Origin of the sequence: Allorhizocola rhizosphaerae, assembly GCF_003426775.1 — a bacterium.
Taxonomy (GTDB): domain Bacteria; phylum Actinomycetota; class Actinomycetes; order Mycobacteriales; family Micromonosporaceae; genus Allorhizocola; species Allorhizocola rhizosphaerae.
The window spans coordinates 1-21,619 of sequence record NZ_QJUG01000018.1 but is presented as its reverse complement, the minus strand read 5'-3'; the positions used below and the strand labels follow the sequence as shown (position 1 = coordinate 21,619).

Genomic DNA, 21,619 nt, shown 5'->3' with positions numbered 1-21,619 from the left:
AACGAAACCCCTTCATTCAGTACGAGAATGGCCAGGTCTTCCAATAGGTGCGGACGCGGATCCAGATGCCGAACAGACCCCGTGGCTCAAAAATCAGGAAACCGATGACGAGGACGCCGTAGAGAATCGTCTCCACCTGAAAGATGTTGGGCAGCTCGGTCGGTGACGTGCTGATGAACGGCACCAGCGGCTGCAGCCCACGGGTCAGGCTGGGCAACAGCGTGATGAAGAAGGCCCCGGCGATCGCGCCCGAAATGGTCCCGGCGCCGCCGATCAGGACCATCGCGATGTATTGCACGGAAAGCAGGAGGCTGAACGTGCCCGGTTCGATGAAACCCACCAGCGGATAAAGCAATGCCCCCGCGCATCCGGCATAGAACGACGAAACGGCGAAGGCGATCGTCTTGTAGCGGGAAAGGTTAACCCCGATGACGCCCGCCGCGATATCCCGGTCCCGAATGGCAGTGAACGCCCGGCCCACCTTCGACCGCGCGAGATTCCGCGCGGCGAGCGCGAAGACGATGAGCAAGGAAAACATCAACCAAAAAGACTTTTGTTCTCTGGTACCCATCGAGTCCGTCGCCGCCACGTCATAGCCGAACAATTCGAGTCTGGCGGGGGCACGCCCGACCCCCGTCCCGCCGGTGAGCGAGCCCCATTCGCCGAAGACGTGCTGCCCGATGAACACCAGCCCCAGCGTCACGATCGCCAGATACAGCCCGCGCAGCCGGGTCGCCAGTGGCGCGACGAGCACCCCGAACAGCAGTGCCACCAGCCCGGCGGCCGGAAGCCACACCAGCAGGTTGGGCACGCCCAACCCCATCGTGCGCACGCCCGTCTCCCCGCTGACGAGCGCCGACGTGTATGCCCCTATCCCGAAGAAGAACGCGTGCCCGAGCGACACCTGTCCCGCGTAGCCGGTCACCAATCCCAGCCCGATCGCCCCGATCGCCGCCACACAGCCCATCGCGAGCAGGTTGAGCGTGCTGTCCTGCAGCAGGAACGGCAACGCCAGGCCCAGCAGCACGAGCAGCCCCAGCGACACCCGTTTGGCGGGCGTGTTCAGCAGCGCCATGTCCGCGCGGTAGGACGTGTACAACAGCGGGCGGCCCCTCATCAAACGCGCTCCACTTCTCGTGTCCCGAACAACCCATACGGTTTGACCAGCAGCACGATGAGCATCACCACGTACGGTGTGATCACCGAGATGTTGCCGCCCAGCCACGGGAAGTGGCTCTGGTACCCGGCGACGAGCTCCTGCAGCACGCCGACGATCACCCCACCCAGCACGGCTCCCGCCGGCGAGTCCAGCCCACCGAGAATGATCACGGGCAGGGCCACCAGCGCGATCGTCCACATGAGACCGTCGACGTTCTCGCCCACCGCGACGAACGTCCCGGCCACGGCCGCGAGCCCGCCCGCCATCGCCCACGACACGGCGAACACCCCACCGACCGAGACCCCCTGGGCCATCGCTGCTTCCTGGTCGTACGAGGCGGCACGCATCGCCAACCCCATGCGCGTGAAGCGGAAGTACGCGAACAGCGCCGCCACGAGCACCGCAGCCGTGACGATCCGCGCCACGTCCCGCTTCTCGATGATCAGCCCGGCGAGCTCGACCCGCGACAGCCCCCACGGGTCGCCGACCTGGCGCACGTCGTTGCCGATGTACGCGTTCACGATCACGCGCACCGCGATGTCCACGCCGAGCGTGATGATGGCGACCACGAACGCGGGCCGCCCCACCATCGGGCGCACCGCCGTCCGCTCCACGCCCAGCGCGAGCAGCCCGGTGAGCACGGTCGCGGCCGCCAGCGCGCCCCAGAAGCCAAGCGGCCCAACCAGATAGGTGACCATCACGGCTCCGGCGAGCATGAACGCCGGCTGGGCAAAGCTGATGACGCGCGTCGCCTTAAAGATGATCACAAAGCCCAACGCCAGAAGCGCGTAGACACTCCCCCGCCCGAGCCCGCGAACCACGCTCTCCAGCAGCTCATCCATACATTTCCTCCACCTGATCGGCGAAGAGCTTGGCGATGGCGCTCCGCTTGACCTTCTGCGTCGCGGTGAGCTCGCCGTCCTCGTGGTCGAGCTCCTTGGGCAGCATGCGGAACTTCTTGATCTGTTCGACCGGGGCGAGCCGCTCGTTCACCTTGTCCACAATGGACTGTACGAGCGCCTTGACGTCCGGCTTCTCGGACAGGTCGCGATAGGTGGTGTAGGCGATCCTGCGCCGCTGCGCCCATTCCCCGACCGTGTCGAGCTCTATGCCCACCAACGCCGACACGAACGGCCGCCGGTCCCCAATGACTATCGCCTCTTTGATGAATGGCGACGCCTTCAGCGCATTCTCGATCTCCGACGGCGCAATATTCTTGCCGCCGGCCGTAATGATGATGTCCTTGGCCCGATCGGTGATCTTTACGTGGGTGCCATCAACCCACTCCCCGATGTCCCCGGTCTTCAGCCATCCATCCGAGGTCATCGCCGCCGCGGTCGCCGGCGGATCGCGGAAATAGCCCACGAACGTGCCGTCGTGCCGGGTCTGAATCTCACCGGTATCCGGGTCGATCCGCAGCTCGATCCCGACCTGCGGCTCGCCGACCGTGCCGAGCTTGACCCGCCCGGGGCGATTGCCGGTCGCGACCGCCGAGTTCTCGGTCATCCCATACAGCTCATGCATGGGCACGCCGATGCCCATGAAAAACCTCAGCACCTCCGGAGCGATCGGCGCAGCACCCGAAGCCGCGAACCGCACGCGGCGCATCCCGATCCGCTCCCTCAGCGCGCGATAGAAAAACACCCACCCGATCGCATATGCCAAACGCGTCCCCAAGGTGTGGTTGCCACCGGTACGCACGAGCGCCGCACCGACCCGCTCGGCCACACCCAGCCACAGCCTCGTGTTGACCCGCTTGAGCCATGACGCCGACGCGAGCTTGATCTGCACTCCGGCCAGGATCTTCTCCCAGATCCTCGGCACACCGAACAGGATCGTCGGCTGGATCTCGCGCAGGTTCTCCTGCACGGTCGCGATCGACTCCGCGAAATTGACCTGCGTCCCGGCTCCCGCGTTGAACCACGTCGTGAAAATCCGTTCCGCCACATGGCACAGCGGCAGATACGACAGCATCACGTCATCGGGGTTGGGCGCCGGCGACGCGAATCCCCCGCCATCCACCACGGTCCGGATGGCGAACTCCACATTGGACACGGACAGCATCGCCCCCTTGGGCGGCCCCGTCGTCCCCGACGTGTAAATCAGCGTCATGATGTCGTCCGCCTGCGCGGCCGCCATCCTTTCCGCCACCGCCTCCGGATAATCGCCCCGATGCTTGCGCCCCTGCTCGATCAGATCGTCCCACCAGATCAGTCGCTCGTTGTCGTACCGGTACCGAATCCCGCGCGGTTCGATGTAGACGATCCACTCCAGACCCGGGCAGCGGTCCAACACCGCAAGGGCCTTGTCCACCTGCTCCTGGTCCTCGGCGACCAGCACGCGCGCACCCGAGTGCGACAGCAGATAGCCGACCTCGCTCGGCGGATTCGTCGGATAGAGCCCAACCGTGGTTGCCCGCGCAGCGACCGTGCCGACGTCCGTGTAGAGCCACTCGCGCCGGTTCTCCGACTGGATCGCGACCCGATCACCCGGCTGGATCCCCAACGCCAGCAGGGCGTGCGCGAAATCCTGGGCGTGCTCCCAGTACTGCGCCCACGTGACCTCCTGCCAGATCCCGAAGTCCTTCTCCCGCATGGCCACCCGATCGGGCATGCGCTCGGCCCGATCCCTCACCCGCGCCGCCAACGTCACAGCTCGCCCTCCCCGTCGATCATGAACTCACGTCCAGGTTGGACGGCGTGTCGCGGCACCAACTTCATGGTCAGCAGCGGGTCATCGCGAGTCACTGAGTCACCCCCAGATAGGCGCGGATGACCTCCGGGTCATGCTGAATCTCGGCGGGCAGCCCGGTCGCGATCGTCTGTCCAAAGTCGACCACCATCACCCGGTCGGCGAGATCCATCACCAGGCCCATGTCGTGCTCGACCAGAATCATCGGCAGGTGCAGCTCGTCGCGGATGTCCAGGATGTAGCGCGCCATGTCCTCGGTCTCTTCGAGGTTCATGCCCGCCACCGGCTCGTCGAGCAGGAGCAGCTTCGGCTCCATGGCCAGCGCACGGCCCAGCTCGACCCGCTTGCGCACCCCATACGGCAGGAGCCCCACGGACTGCTTGCGCCACTGCTCCAGCTCAAGGAAATCGACGATCTCCTCAACCCGCCGGCGCCCCTCGATCTCCTCCCGGCGAGCACGCCCCAGCCACGCGATCGCCGCGAGCGAGCCGTAACGCAGGTGGTGATGCCGCCCGAGCATGAGGTTGTCGAGCACGGTCAGGTTGGCGAACAGTTCGACGTTCTGGAACGTGCGTGCCATCCCCATCGCGGCGATCCGATGCGGCTTGAGCCCCGTGATGTCGTTGTCGAGGAAGCGCACCCGCCCCGACTGTGGTTTGTAGACACCCGAGAGCACGTTGAAAATGGATGTCTTGCCCGCACCGTTGGGCCCGATGACGGCAAACAGCTCCTTTTCACCGACCTCGAACGACACGCCCGCGATCGCCTTCACACCCGCGAAGGCCAGATGGACGTCTTCAAACTGAAGGATCGGACTCATGACAGCCACCGCTTCCGCCGCTGGTAGTGCTTGACGTCCTTAAAAGACTTCGATTTGGTACCGAGATAGAACTCGCGAATGTCCTCATCCCCCAGCAGCTCCGCCGCGGGCTTGTCCAGCACGATCTTGCCGGTTTCCATCACGTAGCCGTGCGATGCGATCGACAGCGCCATCGTCGCGTTTTGCTCCACGAGCAGCACTCCCGTGCCGGTCTCGTTGATCGCCACGATGAGGTCGCGGATCTGCTCGACCAGGCGGGGCGCGAGGCCCAGACTCGGCTCGTCGAGCAGCAGATATTTGGGCTGCGCCATCAGCGCCCGCGCGAGAGCCAGCATCTGCTGTTCCCCACCCGACAGATAGCCCGCGGTGCTCCGCCTCCGCTGCTCCAGCACCGGAAACAAGTCGAAGACGCGACCCAGATTTTCCTTGACACTCCGGGGATTCAGGTGTGCTCCCAGCCGCAGGTTTTCCTCCACCGTCAGCTCGGCGAAGATCCGGCGCCCCTCCATCACCTGGCTGACCCCCAGCCGCACGATCCCCGCGGGACTCTTCCGCGGGATCGGCCGCCCATCGACCGTGATCTGCCCCTTCGTGATCTCTCCGTCGTGCACGTCGAGCAGCCCGGTGATCGCTCTCAGCAGCGTGGTCTTGCCCGCACCGTTCGCGCCCAACAGCGCCACGATCTTTCCCGGCCCCACCGCCAGGCTGATCCCGCGCAGGACCAGGGCAACATCGTCGTAGACGACCTCAAGGTTCGTGACCTGCAGCAAACCGGCTCCCCTGTGTCGTGCGTCACAAAGTTACCGATGATTAAACAAGCTATGTGACGGTGGTCAATAGCCGTGGCAGTCAGAGCACGTCCCTATAGCGTCACGTTTTGATTACGGACGGCACACCGCAGGCCCCTCGCCCGGGTGATCGCTACGGTCGCGGTCCATGCCCCTCATCTTCCGCAGCTCGCCCCAGCCCGCACCGTCGACCGAGCAGACCTCGGCGAGGGGATGGCGGCCGACCAGCATCAACATCTCCATTGTCGGCGGCGAGCGGAACGGCTTCGGCGATGCACGTCACCGGCACCGCGAAAACCCGACGCGCCAGCGGGCGACGCCCTGCTCGGTGAGCGGGATGCGCGCCAGCAGGGGACCGGTTTTCCAGGCGGGCTCGGTGGCCGCCTCAGCTTCATCGCTCATGTTCAGGACCGTACACCCGTATCATCGATTAAGTCGGGCCCGGTGGCGGTGCTATTTGGAGAATTCTGTGGACCGAATGGCTTGCGCACCAACGTAATCTGTCGCGTACGCACCCATACAACGGCCCCTGTCGCGAGCAGGACGAGACCCGTGCATGCGAACAGCAGGCGGAAGTCGACGACGGACACGGCGAGGGCTCCCGCCGCTGTGGCGAGGGCCGCAGGCCCGCCAATGACAGCATCGGTCGCGGCGGTGACGCGGCCCATCAACGCCTGCGGGGTGGACCGCTGCAGCAACGTGTTAAACCCGACCACGGTCAAGGATGCGCCGAACCCGAACACCACCATGCCCGGGAAGACCAGCCAAAGGGACGGTACGACGAAGGAGAACGAGGCCGCCGGCAGAAAGGCGAGCATGCCCACCGCCACAGCCCGCGTCTCACCCAACCGTCGCACCAGGCGGGCCGCCGCGAGCCCGCCCAGCAACCCGCCAAAGGCCTGCACGGTCGCCAGCACGCCCACAAATCCGGGCTCCAAGCCCAGACCCTCGTCCACGTAAGCGAACACCAGCGCCTCGTTGAAGCCCAGCATCAGGATGCACACCGCCACCCCGATGGTCGTGCGCCGCAGCACGGGCAACGATCCCACATGCCGCAGCCCCGCCCCGACCTGTGTCAGCCAGGGCTCCACCGGCTTGGGGCTTTCCCGGCGGAGCGTGGAGCAGTCACGGGAAAGGCCCTTGCCGCCCGATCGAGCGCGAGGCTTTTCCCGTACCGGCAAAAGAAAAATGACGACCGCGGCGGTGAGAAAGCCGGCCACACCGACCACCGCCAGCGCCGCCCCGCCGAAGGCGGTGTAAAGACCGGCCCCGGCAACCGGGCCGATCAGCCGCAGCCCCTGCTTGACCGCCTGCAGCGCGCCGTTGGCGGAGGCGAGCCGGTCGCCCGGCACCACCAGCTTGATCAGCCCATTGAGCGCCGCGCTGACCGCGATGTAGGAAAGTCCATAAAGGACGGCCACCGTGAAGATGATCCAGACCCGTTGTCCGGCAACGAAAAGTGGCGTGAGCGCGGCAGCCGCACACACATGCGCCACCACCAGGAACGGGCGCCGCGGAAAGCGGTCGACCACCCAGCCCACCAACGGTGCCAGCAGCATGGGCATCACCACCGCGAAGATGGTCAGCCCGGCAAGGCGGCTCGAACCCGTCAAGTCCTTGACCCATATGGCCAACGCCAGCACCAAAATGGACTCGGCGGTCATGCTCGCGAACAGACCGCCGAGTAGGAGCCGGAACGTGGAGGGCATCCGGCAATGCTACGCGCCTATCTTGCCGCCCCAGATGAAGCCGAACGCGATGGCCATCAGCGGAAGCGCCTCGATGAGCGCCATCCCCAGATAGAGCGTGGCCCGGTTGGCACCCGCGGACTCCGGCTGCCGCGCCGACGCCTGCAGGTATTGCCCGAACATATATCCGATGCCGGCCCCCGCCCCGACGACGGCGAGTCCGAATCCAATGATGGCAACGCTTCCGACGACCACTGTGCCTCCTAGCTCGAGATTCCAACGGGTAGCTTTGCCCGCGCGGCCGCGGCGAGCGCGCGGGGATCGTCCGCATACAGCCGCACCTCAGACACCTGCAGGTCGCGGAAAACGATGGGCTGCTTCAAAATCACGTCGACGTTAGTCTGGCTCGAAACCGCGATGTGCAACACATCGCCTTCTGCCACCACGGTACGGTTTTTCGTCAACGACCGCATCCGAGTTTGTATGGCGGACACCGATTCCCACGGGATCGTGAAGTCGACCGACGTGCTGTTGCGCACCTGCAATCCAGACGCGCCAACGATGTGCGGATGGATCCGGACCGCCGCGAGATATCCGATCATCCACAGCACGGCCTGTGCGCCGACCACAAACGAGATGATCTGCACGGTGCGCCACGGCAGCAACAGGTGCAGGATGGGGATCTCGATGATGGACACCACGATGAACCCGATGATCGCGGGCATGATGGCGCTGGAGTTGGAGAACGCCACCGCACCCGGCTCCCGCGTGACCGGCCGGCGCGCGATCCACCGATAAAGGCTGCGCCACAGCCTCAGCTCGAACAGCACGGCCCTGCGTATCAGTGCCCACACGTCAACCCGCCTCCTTCAATCGCTCAAGTTCCCTGTTTATCCGCCCGAGCACCTCACCCAGCACGTCGACGAACGCGTCGAGCTTGCGCTCCGGTATGCCCGTGAACAGCAGCTCGGCGAGCTCCGCCTTGTCGCGGTCCATCGCGCGGGCCGTCTTGTCGCCGAGCGCGGTGAGCGAGACGAGCGTCGCCCGCCGGTCGGTCGGGTGTGGCCCACGCGCCACGAAGCCGGTGGCCTCCAGCGCGTCGACCAGCCCGGTGATGTTGCGTGCGCTCACGCCGACCGCCGTCGCGAGCTCCTTCTGTGTCATAGGCCCGTTTTGCCCGAGAAACCACACCACGGGGGCGCGCGAGTTGGTCAGGCCGTCGCGCTCCAGGCTCTTGGTCATGTCCTCGTTGAGGACGACGACCAACTGCAGGATCATGCCCAGTGCAAGCTCGTGCCTGTCTTCACTCATTGTTACACACCTTCACTATGTTGTGCCTTCACTACTTTAGCATTTGGTAGCCTGACGCGCGGGAGTCAGGGCATGGCACACATCACACGAGCCGCCTCTCGCTGTTTGTCGACCTTCGGTCGACTTCACCGGTGGCCGCGACAATGCCCCGGGGCCGAGCCCCGGGACCCCACGCATTGGAGATTCGAGTCATGCGCACCAAACGAGGCCAGCGTCATCCGCCGACTGGCGCACGCTTGCCCAGCGCTACCGCAACAACGCGACCGTCATCGGCGCGGACCTGTTCAACGAGCCGCACGCCGAGGGCACCGACCCCAACGGCACCGGCGCATGCTGGGGCTGCGGTGACCCGGCCCGCGACTGGCGCCTGGCCGCCGAGCGCATCGGCAACGCGATCCTGCAGGTGCACCCCGAGTGGCTCATCTTCGTCGAGGGCGTGAGCTGCCTGTCTGGCGGCAACGCCAACGAGTGGGACAACATCCCCGACCCGTGGCAGAACTGCGATTGGTGGGGCGGCAACCTGTCGGCCGCGATCGACCAGCCCGTGCGGCTGAGCGTGGCCGACCGGCTGGTGTACGCGCCGCACGACTACGGCATCTCGGTCTTCGACCGGCAATCGTGGTTCGAGGACCCCAACTTCCCCAACAACCTGCCCAGCGTGTGGGACCACTTCTGGGGCAAGCTCAACAAGCAGAACGTCGCGCCCATCATGCTCGGCGAGTTCGGCAGCACGCTGGCCAATCCGCTTGACGTGCAATGGCTGACCACGTTGATGTCGTATCTGACGGCCAACAACATGTCGTTCACGTACTGGTCGTGGAACCCCAACTCCGGCGACACGGGCGGCATCGCGCTCGACGACTGGTACACGGTCAATCAGCAGAAGATGAACATCCTCTCGCCGCACCTCAACCCGCCCACGGGCGTCAACCCCAGCCCGTCGGTTTCGGTCTCGCCGTCGCCCTCGACGTCGACCTCACCGAACCCGGGCGGCGCCTGCTCGGCCACCTACACGATCACCAACCAGTGGCAGGGCGGCTTCGGCGTCACGGTGCGCGTGACCAACAACGGCACCACGCCCACCTCCAACGGCTGGCGTGTGGTCTGGACCTACGCGGCCGGCCAGCAGATCACCAACCTGTGGGAGGGCAGCCACACGCAAAGCGGCGCCAATGTGACCGTCAACCCCGCGTCGCACAACCGGGTGATCAACGGTGGCCAGTCGGTCACGTTCGGCTTCAACGGCAGCTGGTCCGGGTCCAACCCCGTCCCGGCGCCGATAACCTGCACCGTTTTGTGATGCGCCGCGCGGGTGTGGCCGGGTCGGGTCACACCCGCGTCTTTGGCAGAATGCTTCGACGTGACGACAGACGCGACGACGAGTGTTCTCCAGCGGATCGCCGACGAGCTCGGCGTGCGTGACCGGCAGGTCCAGGCGGCGGTCGAGCTTCTTGACGGCGGCGCGACCGTGCCTTTTATCGCGCGATACCGAAAAGAAGCCACCGAGATGCTCGACGACGCGCAGCTGCGCACGATCGAGGAGCGACTACGTTATCTACGAGAGCTCGAAGAGCGGCGCGGCGTCATCCTTGAGTCCATCCGCAGCCAGGGCAAGCTCGACGAGGCGTTGGAAGCCCAGATCATGGGGGCCGACTCGAAGGCCCGGCTCGAAGACATCTACCTCCCCTACAAGCCCAAGCGCCGCACGAAGGCCCAGATCGCACGCGAGGCCGGCCTGGAGCCGCTCGCGCTCGCGCTGCTGGCCGATCCGGCCTACGACGTCTCCCAGCACACCGCAGAGGAGCTCGACGGGGCCCGCGCCATCCTGATCGAGAACTTCTCCGAGGACGCCGACCTCATCGGGGTGCTGCGCGAGCTCATGTGGGTCAACGGCCACCTGTCGTCGAAGGTGCGCGAGGGCAAGCAGGAGGCGGGCGCCAAGTTCGCCGACTACTTCGACTTCGCCGAGCCGTTCACCAAGCTTCCCTCGCACCGGATTCTGGCCGTGTTCCGCGGGGAGAAGGAGGAGATCCTCGATCTCACGATGGAGCCCGGCGACGTGAACTTCGAGGAGCGGATCGCCTCGCACTTTCACTGCAGCGGGCCCTGGCTGCTGGAGACCGTGCGCCTGGCCTGGCGCACCCGCATCCTGTTCCGGCTCGGCGCCGACCTGCGCGGGCGGCTGTGGCAGGCGGCCGAGGACGAGGCCGTGCGGGTGTTCGCGACCAACCTGCGCGACCTGCTGCTGGCCGCGCCCGCCGGGACCCGCACGACGCTCGGGCTCGATCCGGGGTACCGCACGGGGGTGAAGGTCGCGGTCGTCGACGCCACGGGCAAGGTGGTCGCCACGCACACGATCTATCCGCACGTGCCCGCCAACAAGTGGGAGGACTCGATCGCGATCCTGGCGCACCTGTGCCAGAAGTTCAACGTCGAGCTCATCGCGATCGGCAACGGCACGGCCTCGCGCGAGACCGACAAGCTGGCCGCCGACCTCATCAAGCGTTTCCCGCAGCTCAAGCTCACCAAGGCGGTCGTGTCGGAGGCGGGTGCCTCGGTCTATTCGGCCTCCGCATACGCCTCGCACGAGCTGCCTGAGCTGGACGTGTCGCTGCGTGGCGCGGTGTCCATCGCGCGGCGCCTGCAGGACCCGCTCGCCGAGCTCGTGAAGATCGACCCCAAGTCCATCGGCGTGGGGCAATACCAGCATGACGTGGCCGAAAGCAAGCTGTCCCGCTCGCTGGACGCCGTGGTCGAGGACTGCGTCAACGCGGTCGGGGTCGACGTCAACACCGCTTCGGTACCGCTGCTCACCCGCGTTTCCGGGATCGGCTCGACGCTGGCCAGCAGCATCGTGGCGCACCGCGACGCGAACGGTCCATTCCGGACACGCGAGGCGCTCAAGGGCGTGCCTCGCCTGGGGCCCAAGGCATTTGAGCAGTGCGCGGGCTTCCTGCGCATCCCCGACGGCGACAACCCGCTCGACGCCTCCAGCGTGCATCCGGAGGCCTATCCCGTGGTCAAGCGGATCCTCAATGCCTCGGGCACGTCGGTGAAGGAGCTCATCGGCAACAACCTGGTGCTGCGCAAGCTCAAGCCGGCCGAGTTCGCCGATGACACGTTCGGCATCCCGACCGTCACCGACATCCTCAAGGAGCTCGAAAAGCCGGGCCGGGACCCGCGCCCCGCGTTCCAGACGGCCACCTTCGCCGACGGTGTCAATGAGATTTCCGATCTGGTACCGGGTCTGATCCTCGAAGGCGTGGTGACCAACGTGGCCGCGTTCGGCGCGTTCGTCGACATCGGTGTGCACCAGGACGGTCTGGTCCATGTGTCGGCGATGTCGCACAACTTCGTGAAAGACCCGCGAGACGTCGTCAAGTCGGGCGATGTGGTGCGGGTCAAGGTGCTCGACGTGGATGTGCCGCGCAAGCGCATCTCGCTCACGCTGCGCCTGGAGGACTCCCACGAGGCGTCCGCCGTACAACCGTCCAAACAGGACCGTGGGGCGGGCGGCGGTGGCCGGCCACGGCAGCAGCAACGCCGGCCGGAGCCCGCACCCAGCGGGGCCATGGCCGACGCCCTCCGCCGGGCGGGCCTCACCAAATAGCCCCTCCCCCTTCTCTCTCCATCGATCATGAACTTAGGTCCATGTTCGACGGCGTGTCGCGGCACTGACTTCATGGTCAACCGGCGGGAGTCGGCCAAGTGGCGCACGGCAAATGGCGGGCCTGACGGACAGCGGCCCGCCGAGTAGCATCGCCGCATGTCCGTCGACGAAGGTCCGCGCAAAACACTGATCGGCGTGCAGGCGGTGTTCTGCGGCGCATACCTCCTCGTCCTGCTGCTGCTCGGCGTGGCCGTGCTGCAAAGCGGTGGCCTGACGTTCTCGCCGTTCGCCAACAGCAGCGACGTGCGCGACCCGAGGGAAGTGCTCGGCCTGGGCATCGTGGACGACATCGTGCTCATGCCGCTGACCCTGCTCGTCGTCTTCGGCAAGGCCAGCGCGGCAATCGCGGCGCTGGCGGGGATGGGCATGCTCATCTTCTCGCCCGGCCACCGCACCCGCTGGCTCTACATCGGCACGGCCCTGACCCTCGCCTGCGCGGCTGTGCAGTTCACGCCGTTTGGCGCCCGACTCATCACGTGGATGCTCGACTAGGCGCACAGCAGATCGCCGGTGCATCGCGTTCCAGTTATTGGAGCAGCGAGAGGAGACACCGGTGGAGTTCGAGGAGTTCGCGGCCGCGCGGATGCCGGCATTGCTGCGCTATGCCGTGCTGCTGGCCGGTGATCGGGAGCTGGCGCGCGACATCGTGCAGGAGGTGCTCACCCGGGCCCTGCTGCGGTGGCGGCGCATCAGGACGCTCGACGAGCCGTATGCCTACGTCCGCGCGATGGTGACCAACGAATTCCTGAGCTTGCGGCGCCGCAAGGCGATCCGGACCGTCCCATTAGGACAGCACGAGCCCGACGTCGTGAGCTCGGCCGACACGGCCGGGCAGTTCGGCGAGCACCAGGCGATGTGGCAGCTGCTGGCCACGCTGCCACGCCAGCAGCGGGCCGTGCTGGTGCTGCGCTACTACGAGGGGCTCAGCGACGAGGAGATCGCGCGGGTGCTCGGCTGCCGTCCGGGCACGGTCCGCGGCTACGCCTCCCGGGCACTCGCCACGCTGCGCGTGGATCTCAACCTGTTATCCGCCAAAGGAGGGAAACCATGAGAGGAATCGACGAACTGGAACGGGCGTTCACCGATCTCGCCGCCACCGCACCGGACGGGGTGGGCATCATGGACGCGGTTAAGGCCGACGCACACCGGATCAGGGTGCGGCGCAGGATTCTGGCCATAAGCGCGACGTCGGCGGTGTTCGCCGCGGTGCTGGTCGGCGTCCCCGCAGTCGTCTCCGGCCTCGGTCAGCGCGCCCCCGACCCACCCGCGACCGCCGATCGCCGACCGTTGCAGCTCACCGTCGGCGTCGCCCCGGGAAGCGGCTACGAGCAGCTGTTTCACGGCATGACCGGCACCTTCCAGTACCTGATGATGCGTTCCGGCACGGGCAAGGCCGCCGAAGACTTCTCCGTCTTCCGGCACGATCCCGGCACCTTCGACGGGAGTCATCTGCAGAGCGGCGAACGTGTCACCGTGCAAGGCCGGCCCGCATACCACGTCAATGATCTGCCGGTCGGCACCAGGGATGTCTCCGATCTGTCGCGTACACCGCGTCCTTCGCCCACACCCACGCTGGTGCGCAAGCCCGCCGTCGGGTGGCAGGACCGGGAGGGGGCGTGGGTGTTGGTCGTCGGCGAAAATGGAGTGCCCGCCAAGGAGGCGCTGCTGCGCCTCGCCGAGACGGTGCGCGTCGGCCCGCCCCGTGACCTGGTGATGCCATTCAGCCTCGGCTACGTCCCCGAAGGGCTGCTGCCGCAATATGCCGGGATCCGGGACTATATAGCCGATCGCGGCGACAGCATGCTCGGTTTCGGCACCGGCGCCGAGCCTCCGGTGCCGATGAGTTACTACCACCCGCCCTTCGCCGCAGAACAGCAAATGCTCACCTTCCGGGCGCTGTCCCTGCAGAACGTCAAGAATTCCGGACTCGGCCCGGCCACCCGGATCGGCGGATATGACGCCTGGTATGTGACGGACGGCGGCCAGGGCTGGCTACCCCCGGTGGGCGGGAGCATGCTCATCTTCGAACCCGGCAACTGCACGATATTCATCCGGGTCGCCGATCGAGACCGGATCCCGCTGTCCGAACTGACCCGCATGGTGGAAGGTGCGCGGTTCCCCGGCTGCACCGAGGGTGGCGAGTGGGTCAGGCCGTTGGGCTGACGCACGCCGCCTGCGCGGCGGGCAACGGAGCCGGCACGCCGACGCTTGGCAGGCCCAGCATCACGCCCTTGGTGCGCGTGACCTGGCCCGCCTCGTGGGCGTCGCCGGCCCGCGTGCGCCGGTATGTCGTGATTGGACCGTCCGCGTTGAGGTGGTGTGGCGCAGCGTAGGTGACCGTGGTGTGCACGATGTCGCCGGGCCTGATCCCCGGCGCGCCTTGGAAGTGCACCAGGCGCCCGTCGCGGGCCCGGCCCGACATGCGCCCGGTGGCCTGATCCTTGCGGCCCTCGCCGACCGCCACCAGCACCTCGACCTCGGTGCCCATCAACTTCTTGTTTTCCGCCCACGTCACCTCTTCGACGACGGCGAGCAGGCGCTCGTAGCGCTCCTGCACGACCTGCTTGGGCAGCTGACCGTCCATGGTGGCGGCGGGAGTCCCGGGGCGCTTGGAATATTGGAAGGTGAACGCGCTGGCGAAGCGCGCGTCCCGTACCACATCAAGGGTTTGTTGAAAATCTTCTTCGGTCTCGCCGGGGAAGCCCACGATGATGTCCGTGGTGATCGCCGCATCGGGCATGGCGGCGCGCACCTTGCCGATGATGTCCAGATAACGCGAGGCCCGATAGGAGCGGCGCATCGCCTTGAGCACCCGGTCGGAGCCGGACTGCAGCGGCATGTGCAGCGAATGGCACACGTTGGGCGTCTCGGCCATGGCCTCGATGACGTCGTCGGTAAACGCTGCCGGGTGCGGGCTGGTGAAGCGCACCCGCTCCAGGCCCTGCGCCCGCAGCGGCCCGCAGGCGCGCAGCAGCTTGCCGAACGCGAGCCGGTCGCCGAACTCGACGCCGTAGGTGTTGACGTTCTGCCCGAGGAGCGTGATCTCCAGGACGCCCTCGTCGACCAGGGCCTGCACCTCGCTGAGGATCTCGCCGGGGCGGCGGTCCTTTTCCTTGCCGCGCAACGCGGGGACGATGCAGAACGTGCAGGTGTTGTTGCAGCCGACCGAGATCGAGACCCAGCCGGAGTAGGTCGACTCGCGCCGCGTCGGCAGCGTCGACGGGAACACCTCAAGCGACTCCAGCAGCTCGACCTGCGCCTCCTCGTTGTGCCGGGCTCGTTCGAGCAGGACGGGCAGCGAGCCGATGTTGTGCGTGCCGAAGACGACGTCGACCCACGGCGCCTTCTTGACTATCTCGCCCTGATCCTTCTGCGCCAGGCAGCCACCGACGGCGATCTGCATGCCCGGGTGTTTGTCCTTGACCGGGCGCAGATGCCCCAGATTTCCGTATAGGCGGTTATCGGCGTTCTCGCGCACCGCGCAGGTATTGAAGACCACAACGTCCGCTATGTCGCCTTCTTCCACCCTCACGTAGCCCGCGGCGTCCAACAGGCCGGAAATCCGCTCGGAGTCGTGCACGTTCATCTGGCAGCCATAAGTCCGCACCTGATAGGTGCGAATCGGCGGCTGTGGCTGCGTCTGAATCTGGGTCTTCATGGCGATGCAAGACTACATGCCCGGGAAAGGGTTATCGGCCCGTGACCTTTCTGGGTTTCCCCATTTGGTTATGCCCATCTAAAGTGACGACGCATCAGGAGACCCACCGCGAGGTTGCCCGAAGGACGGTCGCATGCCGGAACCGCTCATCGAACTGAACGCTGTCAACAAGTGGTTCGGTTCGCTCCACGTGCTGCGCGACGTGAACTTGACGGTCGATCGGGGCGAAGTCGTCGTCGTCATCGGGCCGTCCGGCTCGGGCAAGTCCACGCTGTGCCGCGCCGTCAACCGGCTGGAGACCATCGATTCCGGGACCATTGTGTTCGACGGCAAGCCGCTGCCCGAGGAGGGCCGCGCCCTGGCCCGGCTGCGCAGCGAGGTCGGCATGGTCTTCCAGTCGTTCAACCTGTTCGCACACCTGACCATCCTGGACAACGTGACCCTGGGCCCGATCAAGGTGCGCGGCGAGTCCAAGCAGGCGGCCCGCGAGCGCGCGATGGCCCTGCTCGACCGGGTGGGCATCGGCAATCAGGCGCTCAAGCACCCGGCCCAGCTGTCCGGCGGCCAGCAGCAGCGCGCGGCGATCGCGCGCGCCCTGGCCATGCAGCCCAAGGCCATGCTGTTCGACGAGCCGACCAGTGCCCTGGACCCTGAGATGGTCGGCGAGGTGCTCGACGTGATGACGTCCCTGGCCGCCGACGGCATGACGATGATCGTCGTGACGCACGAGATGGGATTTGCCCGGCACGCCGCCCGGCGCGTGGTCTTCATGGCCGACGGCGAGCTCGTGGAGCAGGCGTCGCCCGCCGAGTTCTTCGGCAACCCGCGCAGTGAGCGAGCCCGCGACTTCCTGTCGAAGGTGCTGCAGCACTGACTTCTCTTTGATCACGGCCAAGTTGGCCGTGATCACAACATAACCCCGGCCGCCAAACGGTGGAGACGGATAAGGGAGGAAGAATGCGTGTCAAGCGCATCATCGCGATAGCCGCGGCCGCGGTCGTCGCGTTTGGAGTTTCAGCCTGTGCCGGCCAGCAGGGCAGTGGCTCCAACAACGCCGGTAGCCAATTCCCCGAGGGCTCTACCATGCGGAAGATCGCCCAGGCTGGCAAGATCACGATTGGTATCAAGTGGGACCAGCCCCGTTTCGGCCTCAAGGGACTTGACGGCAAATTCACCGGCTTCGACGTCGAGATCGGCAAGCTGCTCGCCAAGGAGCTCGGCCTCGACCCCGAGAAGGCCATCAAGTGGGAAGAGTCAGTGACCAAGGCCCGTGAGGACCACATCATCCACGGCCGCGTCGACATGGTCATCGCGACATACACGATCAACGCGGCGCGCAAGGAGAAGGTCGCCTTCGCCGGGCCGTACTACATCGCGGGCCAGGACATCCTCGTCGCCAAGGGCGACACCTCGATCACCGGCCCGGACTCCTTCAAGGAGGGCACCAAGAAGGTGTGCTCCGTGACGGGTTCCACCCCTGCCAAGACGATCGAGCAGTACGTCAAGGACAAGGCCCAGATCGTGCTGTTCGACGTCTACACCAAGTGCCTCGACGCGCTGAAGAAGAAGCAGGTCGACGCCGTGACCACGGACAACGTGATCCTCATGGGCTACGTGACCCAGTCGCCCAACGACTACCAGCTCGTGGCCAAGCCGTTCACCAAGGAGCCGTACGGCATCGGCGTGAAGAAGGACGACACGGTCTTCCGCAACTGGATCAACGACAAGATCGAGGCGTTCTTCTCCAGCGGCTCCTACAAGACCGCGTGGAACGCCAACGGCTCGATCGGCGAGATGGCCCCCATCCCGACCGAGCTCAAGGTCGACCGGTACTAGGCATAGAGCAAGCAGGAGGGTGAAGTCAGGTGCCGATCCAGCCATTCGTTGACGGGTTCCTCGTCACCCTCCAGCTGTGCGTGCTGGCCGCGATAGGCGCGCTCGTCTTGGGCGCGCTTATCGCGGCGCTGCGGGTCTCGCCGATCGCGCCGCTGCGCGCGGTCGGCACTGCCTACGTCACGGTGTTCCGCAACATCCCGCTCACCGTGGTCATCTTCTTCGCCGCGTTCGGCCTGCCCGAGCTGGGCATGACCCACGCCGACTTCCTGAAGATCCCGGTGCTGAGCGAGATCCTCACGCAGCTCAAGATGGATGTGCCGTTTTTCCGGTTCGCCGTCATCGCGCTCGTGACCTACACGGCCGCGTTCGTGTGCGAGGCGTTCCGCGCCGGCATCAACGCGGTCTCGCCCGGCCAGGCCGAGGCGGCCCGCTCGCTCGGCCTGACCTTCACCCAGAACCTGCGCTTCGTGGTATTCCCGCAGGCTTGGAAGTACGCCATCGTCCCGCTCGGCAGCGTGATCATCGCGATGCTGAAAAACTCCGCGCTCGCCGGAGCCCTCGGCGGCGTGAGCGGCGACCTGTTCGGGACGGTCGACACCCTCATCTCCAGCTCCACGGTGGAAAGCGCGGCCACGACGCTGGAGGCATTCATCGGCGTATCGATCGGATACCTCATCATGACCGTCCCGTTAGGACTGTTCCTTGACCGGGTGGAGAAGAAGCGGGCGATGGCACGATGAACTCCGTTCTGTATGACGCCCCGGGGCCGCGTGCCCGGCGCATCAGCGTGATCGCCAGCATCGCCTCCGTCGTCCTGATTGGACTCGGGCTCTACTACCTCGTGTACCGGCCGCTCGAAGCCAACGACCAGCTGACCATGGAGCGCTGGGGGCTGCTGATCGACCCGAGCCACCCGCAGTTCTCCGGCGTCTGGAGCCTGCTGCTTGAGGGCTGGCTCAACACGTTCGCCGCAGCCGGGCTGTCCATCGTGCTCTCCATCGCGGCGGGCATCGGGATCGCTCTGCTGCGTGCCCAACTGCGCGGGCAGAAGGGCCGCCGCTTCACCGACCGGGCCGCCGGACCGTCGGTCCTGCTGCGCTGGACCACCGGGGGCGGCACGGGCATCAGCCGGGTTTGGGTCGAATTCTTCCGTGGCCTGCCGGTCGTGGTCACCATCTTCCTGGTGTACAAGGTATTCGCCGACTTCGGCCTGCTCTTCGAGGACGAGATGTGGTACCTCGTCATCGGTTTGACGCTTTACAACAGCGTGGTGATCGGCGAGATCCTCCGGTCCGGAATGGACGGACTGCCGCACGGGCAGCGTGAGGCCGCCTCCTCGCTTGGTCTGTCGGTCGGCCAGAGCATCCGCATGGTGCAGCTGCCACAGGCGCTGCGCATCATGCTGCCGGCCCTGATCAGCCAGATCGTGGTCATCTTCAAGGACACCTCGCTGGGCACGATCGTGTCGTTCAACGAGGCGCTGCGCACCAGCCGCAACATCATCGAGGCGGCCGGCTCGTCGGGCATCCCCACGCCGACCATCCCGATGTACACGATCACCGGCGTGATGTACATCCTGATCTGCTACGCACTGTCCAAACTGGCCGTCTACACCGAGCGGCGCATGTCCCGGTCGGGCCTGCCCACCCCGCCGACCGTCATGACCCAGCTGGACACGGGCGACGCCATCGGCGGAGCCTACGCCGTCCGGATCGACGGCGAGGTGGACACCGACGTGCCGGCCAGCGCGCGATCTCGGTCGTCCGGGACTCCGTGACCACGGCTCGCCTTACCGCGCGATCTCGGTCGTCCGGGACTCCGTGACCACGGCTCGCCTTACCGCGCGATCTCCGTGGTCCGGGACTCCCTGACCACGGTGATGCGGATCTGACCCGGGTAGGTCAGCTCCTCTTCGATCTGCTTGGCCACGTCGCGGGCCAGCACCGCCGCGCCGATCTCATCGACCTCGTCCGGCCGCACCATCACCCGCACCTCGCGCCCGGCCTGCATGGCGAACACCTTCTCCACGCCCGACTTCGCGCCCGCGATCTCCTCGATCCGCTCCAGGCGCTTCACATACGCTTCCAGCGATTCGCGCCGGGCGCCGGGCCGTCCTCCTGAGCAGGCGTCTGACGCTTGCGTCAAAACAGCTTCAATCGTTTGTGGGGGTACCTCGTTGTGGTGCGCTTCGATGGCATGCACCACCTCTTCGGACTCCCCGAAGCGGCGCGCGATGTCGGCGCCGATAATCGCGTGCGAGCCCTCGACCTCGTGCGTGAGCGCTTTGCCGATGTCGTGCAGGAACGCCGAACGCTTGATCAGCGCCGGGTCGAGCCTGAGCTCGGCGGCCATGATGCCCGCCACGTGGGCCGTCTCGACCAGATGCTTGAGCACGTTCTGGCCGTACGAGGTGCGGTAGCGCAGCCGCCCCAGCAGCATCACCAGCTCATCGTGAATGTCGGTGATGCCCACCTCGACCAGCGCGTCCTCCGCCGCGCGCTGGCACATCCGCTCCACTTCAAGCTTGGCCAGGTCATGCACCTCTTCGATCCGGTGCGGGTGGATCCGTCCATCCAGGACAAGCTTCTCCAGCGTCAGGCGGCCGATCTCGCGCCGCACCGGATCAAAACACGACAACAGCACCGCCTCCGGCGTGTCGTCGATGATCAGATTGACGCCAGTCACGGTCTCGAAGGCCCGGATGTTGCGGCCCTCCCGGCCGATGATACGTCCCTTCATCTCATCGCTGGGCAGGTGCAGCACGCTGACCACGCTCTCGGCGGTCTGCTCGCTGGCCACCCGCTGGATCGCGTCGACCACGATGTGGCGGGCCCGCTGCTCGCCGTTGGCGCGGGCATCGGCCTCGATGTCGCGCACGAGGATCGCCGCCTCCCGCTTGGCCTGCGCCTCGATGGTCTCCACCAGCTCCAATTTGGCCTGCTCGGCGGTCAGCCCGGCCACGCGCTCCAGCTCGCGCCGATGCTCCTCGTAGAGCTCCTCAAGCTCCAGCTTGCGGGTCTGCAGGGCCAGCTCGACCTTGGCAAGCTCGGACTCGGCGGCGGCGATGCGGCGGTCGCGTTCGGCTAGGCGCTCGGCCTCCTCGGCGTGCATGCGCTCCCGCTCGGCGAGACGCTCGGCCTCGTCGGCGTGCATGCGCTCGCGTTCGTCCAGGCGCTGGAGTCTGCGCTCGGCCTCGGCCGCCTGCTCCTTGGCGGTCGCGGTGAGCAGAGCGATCTCGCGTTCACCGGTCCGCTTGGCGGTGGCGCGCATCTGCTCGGCGTCCTCTTCGGCCTGCCGGTGAGCGCGCTGCAAAATCGAGTCGGCCTCAGAATGGGCGTTGTCGAGGATGCGCTGCGCCTCCGCCCGCGCCGTGGCGACCTCCGCCTTCGCCGCCGCGCTCTCGGCCCGCGCTGCCACCGCCTCGGCCTGGGCTGTCGCCACCGAGCGGCGCTCGTGTTCGAGCGCGCTCTGCGCCTGTGACACGGACGATTGCAGCTCGGTGAGCGTCTGGCGCTGACGTTCGCGTTCGGCGGCCGCCTCGGGGTCGTCGACGATCACGCTGAGCGGGACTCCGGACGGACCCGTCGGTCCGCTCAGCCGCTTCAACAAGCGCACGCCCACCAGCAGCATCGCGGTCACCAGGAGCGCGAGCAGGACAATCGCGGTGAGCAACACGCTTTCCATGGCCGTCATGCCGGCACCGCGCCTTCGCCCGCCCCGACGATGGCACGCAATGTCAGACTCGCCACAGCATCGGCCACACCGCCCGCAGCACCGTCGTCCCGCCCGCTACGGCCCCCATCAGCGCTAGCCCGCTGACGACGGCCCACGTCACCACCCACACCGCCGCACCGCCGCCCGCTCACACCGACCGCGGCAACGCCGCAACGCCGACCGCTCACACCGACCGCGGCAACGCCGCCCCGCCGACCGCCCACACCGACCGCGGCAACGCCGCAACGCCGACCGCCCACACCGACCGCGGCAACGCCGCCCCG

At 66.6% G+C, this 21,619-nt stretch carries 21 protein-coding genes; 9 read left to right on the top strand and 12 right to left on the bottom strand.

From position 1 onward, the window contains the following. Positions 1–16 precede the first annotated feature (16 nt). The 10 genes from DM816_RS05610 to DM816_RS05570 form a co-directional block, all read right to left on the bottom strand. Entirely contained in the window at positions 17–1,117 is a 1,101-nt protein-coding gene (locus DM816_RS05610) for a branched-chain amino acid ABC transporter permease (protein WP_117208988.1), read from the bottom strand. Then, on the bottom strand, positions 1,117–2,001 hold the full coding sequence (locus DM816_RS05605) for a branched-chain amino acid ABC transporter permease (RefSeq protein WP_117208987.1): 885 nt from the start codon (positions 1,999–2,001) through the stop codon (positions 1,117–1,119). Before DM816_RS05605 ends, DM816_RS05610 begins: the two co-directional genes overlap by 1 nt. Continuing rightward, a complete protein-coding gene (locus DM816_RS05600; RefSeq protein ID WP_246001593.1) occupies positions 1,994–3,811 on the bottom strand; it encodes an AMP-dependent synthetase/ligase in 1,818 nt (605 codons plus the stop codon). Before DM816_RS05600 ends, DM816_RS05605 begins: the two co-directional genes overlap by 8 nt. Positions 3,812–3,902: 91 nt before the next feature. Continuing rightward, complete coding sequence (locus DM816_RS05595; protein ID WP_117208986.1) at positions 3,903–4,670, bottom strand: ABC transporter ATP-binding protein; 768 nt, start codon at positions 4,668–4,670, stop codon at positions 3,903–3,905. Further along, a complete protein-coding gene (locus tag DM816_RS05590; protein WP_117208985.1) occupies positions 4,667–5,440 on the bottom strand; it encodes an ABC transporter ATP-binding protein in 774 nt (257 codons plus the stop codon). The genes DM816_RS05595 and DM816_RS05590 overlap by 4 nt, the downstream gene beginning before the upstream one ends. A 297-nt stretch (positions 5,441–5,737) precedes the next feature. After that, complete coding sequence (locus DM816_RS45160) at positions 5,738–5,860, bottom strand: hypothetical protein (protein ID WP_281274297.1); 123 nt, start codon at positions 5,858–5,860, stop codon at positions 5,738–5,740. A gap of 2 nt (positions 5,861–5,862) precedes the next feature. After that, positions 5,863–7,167, bottom strand: coding sequence for an MFS transporter (locus DM816_RS05585; protein WP_117208984.1), 1,305 nt, complete (start codon positions 7,165–7,167; stop codon positions 5,863–5,865). Between the two features lie 9 nt (positions 7,168–7,176). Next, positions 7,177–7,401, bottom strand: a complete 225-nt coding sequence (atpE, locus tag DM816_RS05580) for an ATP synthase F0 subunit C (RefSeq protein WP_117208983.1) — start codon at positions 7,399–7,401, stop codon at positions 7,177–7,179. Positions 7,402–7,409: 8 nt separating this feature from the next. Then, positions 7,410–8,000 carry a hypothetical protein gene (locus tag DM816_RS05575; protein WP_117208982.1) on the bottom strand — a complete coding sequence of 197 codons (591 nt, stop codon included), beginning with the start codon at positions 7,998–8,000 and terminating at the stop codon, positions 7,410–7,412. Position 8,001: 1 nt separating this feature from the next. Continuing rightward, positions 8,002–8,457 (bottom strand): MarR family winged helix-turn-helix transcriptional regulator, encoded by a 456-nt coding sequence (locus tag DM816_RS05570; protein WP_117208981.1) that lies wholly within the window; start codon positions 8,455–8,457, stop codon positions 8,002–8,004. Between the two features lie 175 nt (positions 8,458–8,632). Here DM816_RS05570 and DM816_RS05565 point away from each other — a divergent pair, with 175 nt between their 5' ends. The 5 genes from DM816_RS05565 to DM816_RS05545 all read left to right on the top strand — a co-directional run bounded on the left by DM816_RS05565 (position 8,633) and on the right by DM816_RS05545 (position 14,290). Next, the gene (locus DM816_RS05565) at positions 8,633–9,757 is read left to right on the top strand and encodes a cellulase family glycosylhydrolase (RefSeq protein ID WP_117208980.1); all 1,125 of its coding nucleotides are present in this window, start codon (positions 8,633–8,635) and stop codon (positions 9,755–9,757) included. Positions 9,758–9,817: 60 nt separating this feature from the next. Beyond that, entirely contained in the window at positions 9,818–12,067 is a 2,250-nt protein-coding gene (locus DM816_RS05560; protein WP_117208979.1) for a Tex family protein, read from the top strand. Between the two features lie 156 nt (positions 12,068–12,223). Continuing rightward, complete coding sequence (locus DM816_RS05555; RefSeq protein WP_117208978.1) at positions 12,224–12,619, top strand: hypothetical protein; 396 nt, start codon at positions 12,224–12,226, stop codon at positions 12,617–12,619. Positions 12,620–12,680: 61 nt separating this feature from the next. Next, positions 12,681–13,178, top strand: coding sequence for a SigE family RNA polymerase sigma factor (locus tag DM816_RS05550; RefSeq protein ID WP_162907145.1), 498 nt, complete (start codon positions 12,681–12,683; stop codon positions 13,176–13,178). Continuing rightward, entirely contained in the window at positions 13,175–14,290 is a 1,116-nt protein-coding gene (locus DM816_RS05545; protein WP_117208977.1) for a hypothetical protein, read from the top strand. Before DM816_RS05550 ends, DM816_RS05545 begins: the two co-directional genes overlap by 4 nt. Here DM816_RS05545 and miaB read toward each other — a convergent pair. Next, positions 14,274–15,785, bottom strand: coding sequence for a tRNA (N6-isopentenyl adenosine(37)-C2)-methylthiotransferase MiaB (miaB, locus tag DM816_RS05540; protein WP_117208976.1), 1,512 nt, complete (start codon positions 15,783–15,785; stop codon positions 14,274–14,276). The genes DM816_RS05545 and miaB overlap by 17 nt on opposite strands. Before the next feature lie 133 nt (positions 15,786–15,918). Here miaB and DM816_RS05535 point away from each other — a divergent pair, with 133 nt between their 5' ends. The 4 genes from DM816_RS05535 (at position 15,919) to DM816_RS05520 (ending at position 19,398) form a co-directional block, all read left to right on the top strand. Beyond that, positions 15,919–16,659: an amino acid ABC transporter ATP-binding protein gene (locus tag DM816_RS05535; protein ID WP_117208975.1), complete on the top strand. Its 741-nt coding sequence runs from the start codon at positions 15,919–15,921 to the stop codon at positions 16,657–16,659. 83 nt (positions 16,660–16,742) lie between these two features. After that, positions 16,743–17,621: a glutamate ABC transporter substrate-binding protein gene (locus tag DM816_RS05530; protein WP_117208974.1), complete on the top strand. Its 879-nt coding sequence runs from the start codon at positions 16,743–16,745 to the stop codon at positions 17,619–17,621. 29 nt (positions 17,622–17,650) lie between these two features. Further along, positions 17,651–18,361 carry an amino acid ABC transporter permease gene (locus tag DM816_RS05525; protein ID WP_117208973.1) on the top strand — a complete coding sequence of 237 codons (711 nt, stop codon included), beginning with the start codon at positions 17,651–17,653 and terminating at the stop codon, positions 18,359–18,361. Beyond that, a complete protein-coding gene (locus tag DM816_RS05520) occupies positions 18,358–19,398 on the top strand; it encodes an amino acid ABC transporter permease (protein ID WP_117208972.1) in 1,041 nt (346 codons plus the stop codon). The genes DM816_RS05525 and DM816_RS05520 overlap by 4 nt, the downstream gene beginning before the upstream one ends. A 59-nt stretch (positions 19,399–19,457) precedes the next feature. Here DM816_RS05520 and rny read toward each other — a convergent pair whose 3' ends face one another. After that, positions 19,458–21,314 (bottom strand): ribonuclease Y, encoded by a 1,857-nt coding sequence (gene rny / locus DM816_RS05515; protein WP_117208971.1) that lies wholly within the window; start codon positions 21,312–21,314, stop codon positions 19,458–19,460. Positions 21,315–21,619: the final 305 nt, after the last annotated feature.

What these genes read in the sequence shown, in the direction of transcription:
- DM816_RS05610 (WP_117208988.1), bottom strand. Translation starts at nt 1,117, where the DNA reads ATGAGGGGCCGCCCGCTGTTGTACACGTCCTACCGCGCGGACATGGCG.
- DM816_RS05605 (WP_117208987.1), bottom strand. Translation starts at nt 2,001, where the DNA reads ATGGATGAGCTGCTGGAGAGCGTGGTTCGCGGGCTCGGGCGGGGGAGT.
- DM816_RS05595 (WP_117208986.1), bottom strand. Translation starts at nt 4,670, where the DNA reads ATGAGTCCGATCCTTCAGTTTGAAGACGTCCATCTGGCCTTCGCGGGT.
- DM816_RS45160 (WP_281274297.1), bottom strand. Translation starts at nt 5,860, where the DNA reads ATGAGCGATGAAGCTGAGGCGGCCACCGAGCCCGCCTGGAAAACCGGT.
- DM816_RS05585 (WP_117208984.1), bottom strand. Translation starts at nt 7,167, where the DNA reads ATGCCCTCCACGTTCCGGCTCCTACTCGGCGGTCTGTTCGCGAGCATG.
- DM816_RS05570 (WP_117208981.1), bottom strand. Translation starts at nt 8,457, where the DNA reads ATGAGTGAAGACAGGCACGAGCTTGCACTGGGCATGATCCTGCAGTTG.
- DM816_RS05555 (WP_117208978.1), top strand. Translation starts at nt 12,224, where the DNA reads ATGTCCGTCGACGAAGGTCCGCGCAAAACACTGATCGGCGTGCAGGCG.
- DM816_RS05545 (WP_117208977.1), top strand. Translation starts at nt 13,175, where the DNA reads ATGAGAGGAATCGACGAACTGGAACGGGCGTTCACCGATCTCGCCGCC.
- miaB (WP_117208976.1), bottom strand. Translation starts at nt 15,785, where the DNA reads ATGAAGACCCAGATTCAGACGCAGCCACAGCCGCCGATTCGCACCTAT.
- DM816_RS05535 (WP_117208975.1), top strand. Translation starts at nt 15,919, where the DNA reads ATGCCGGAACCGCTCATCGAACTGAACGCTGTCAACAAGTGGTTCGGT.
- DM816_RS05530 (WP_117208974.1), top strand. Translation starts at nt 16,743, where the DNA reads ATGCGTGTCAAGCGCATCATCGCGATAGCCGCGGCCGCGGTCGTCGCG.
- DM816_RS05520 (WP_117208972.1), top strand. Translation starts at nt 18,358, where the DNA reads ATGAACTCCGTTCTGTATGACGCCCCGGGGCCGCGTGCCCGGCGCATC.
- rny (WP_117208971.1), bottom strand. Translation starts at nt 21,314, where the DNA reads ATGACGGCCATGGAAAGCGTGTTGCTCACCGCGATTGTCCTGCTCGCG.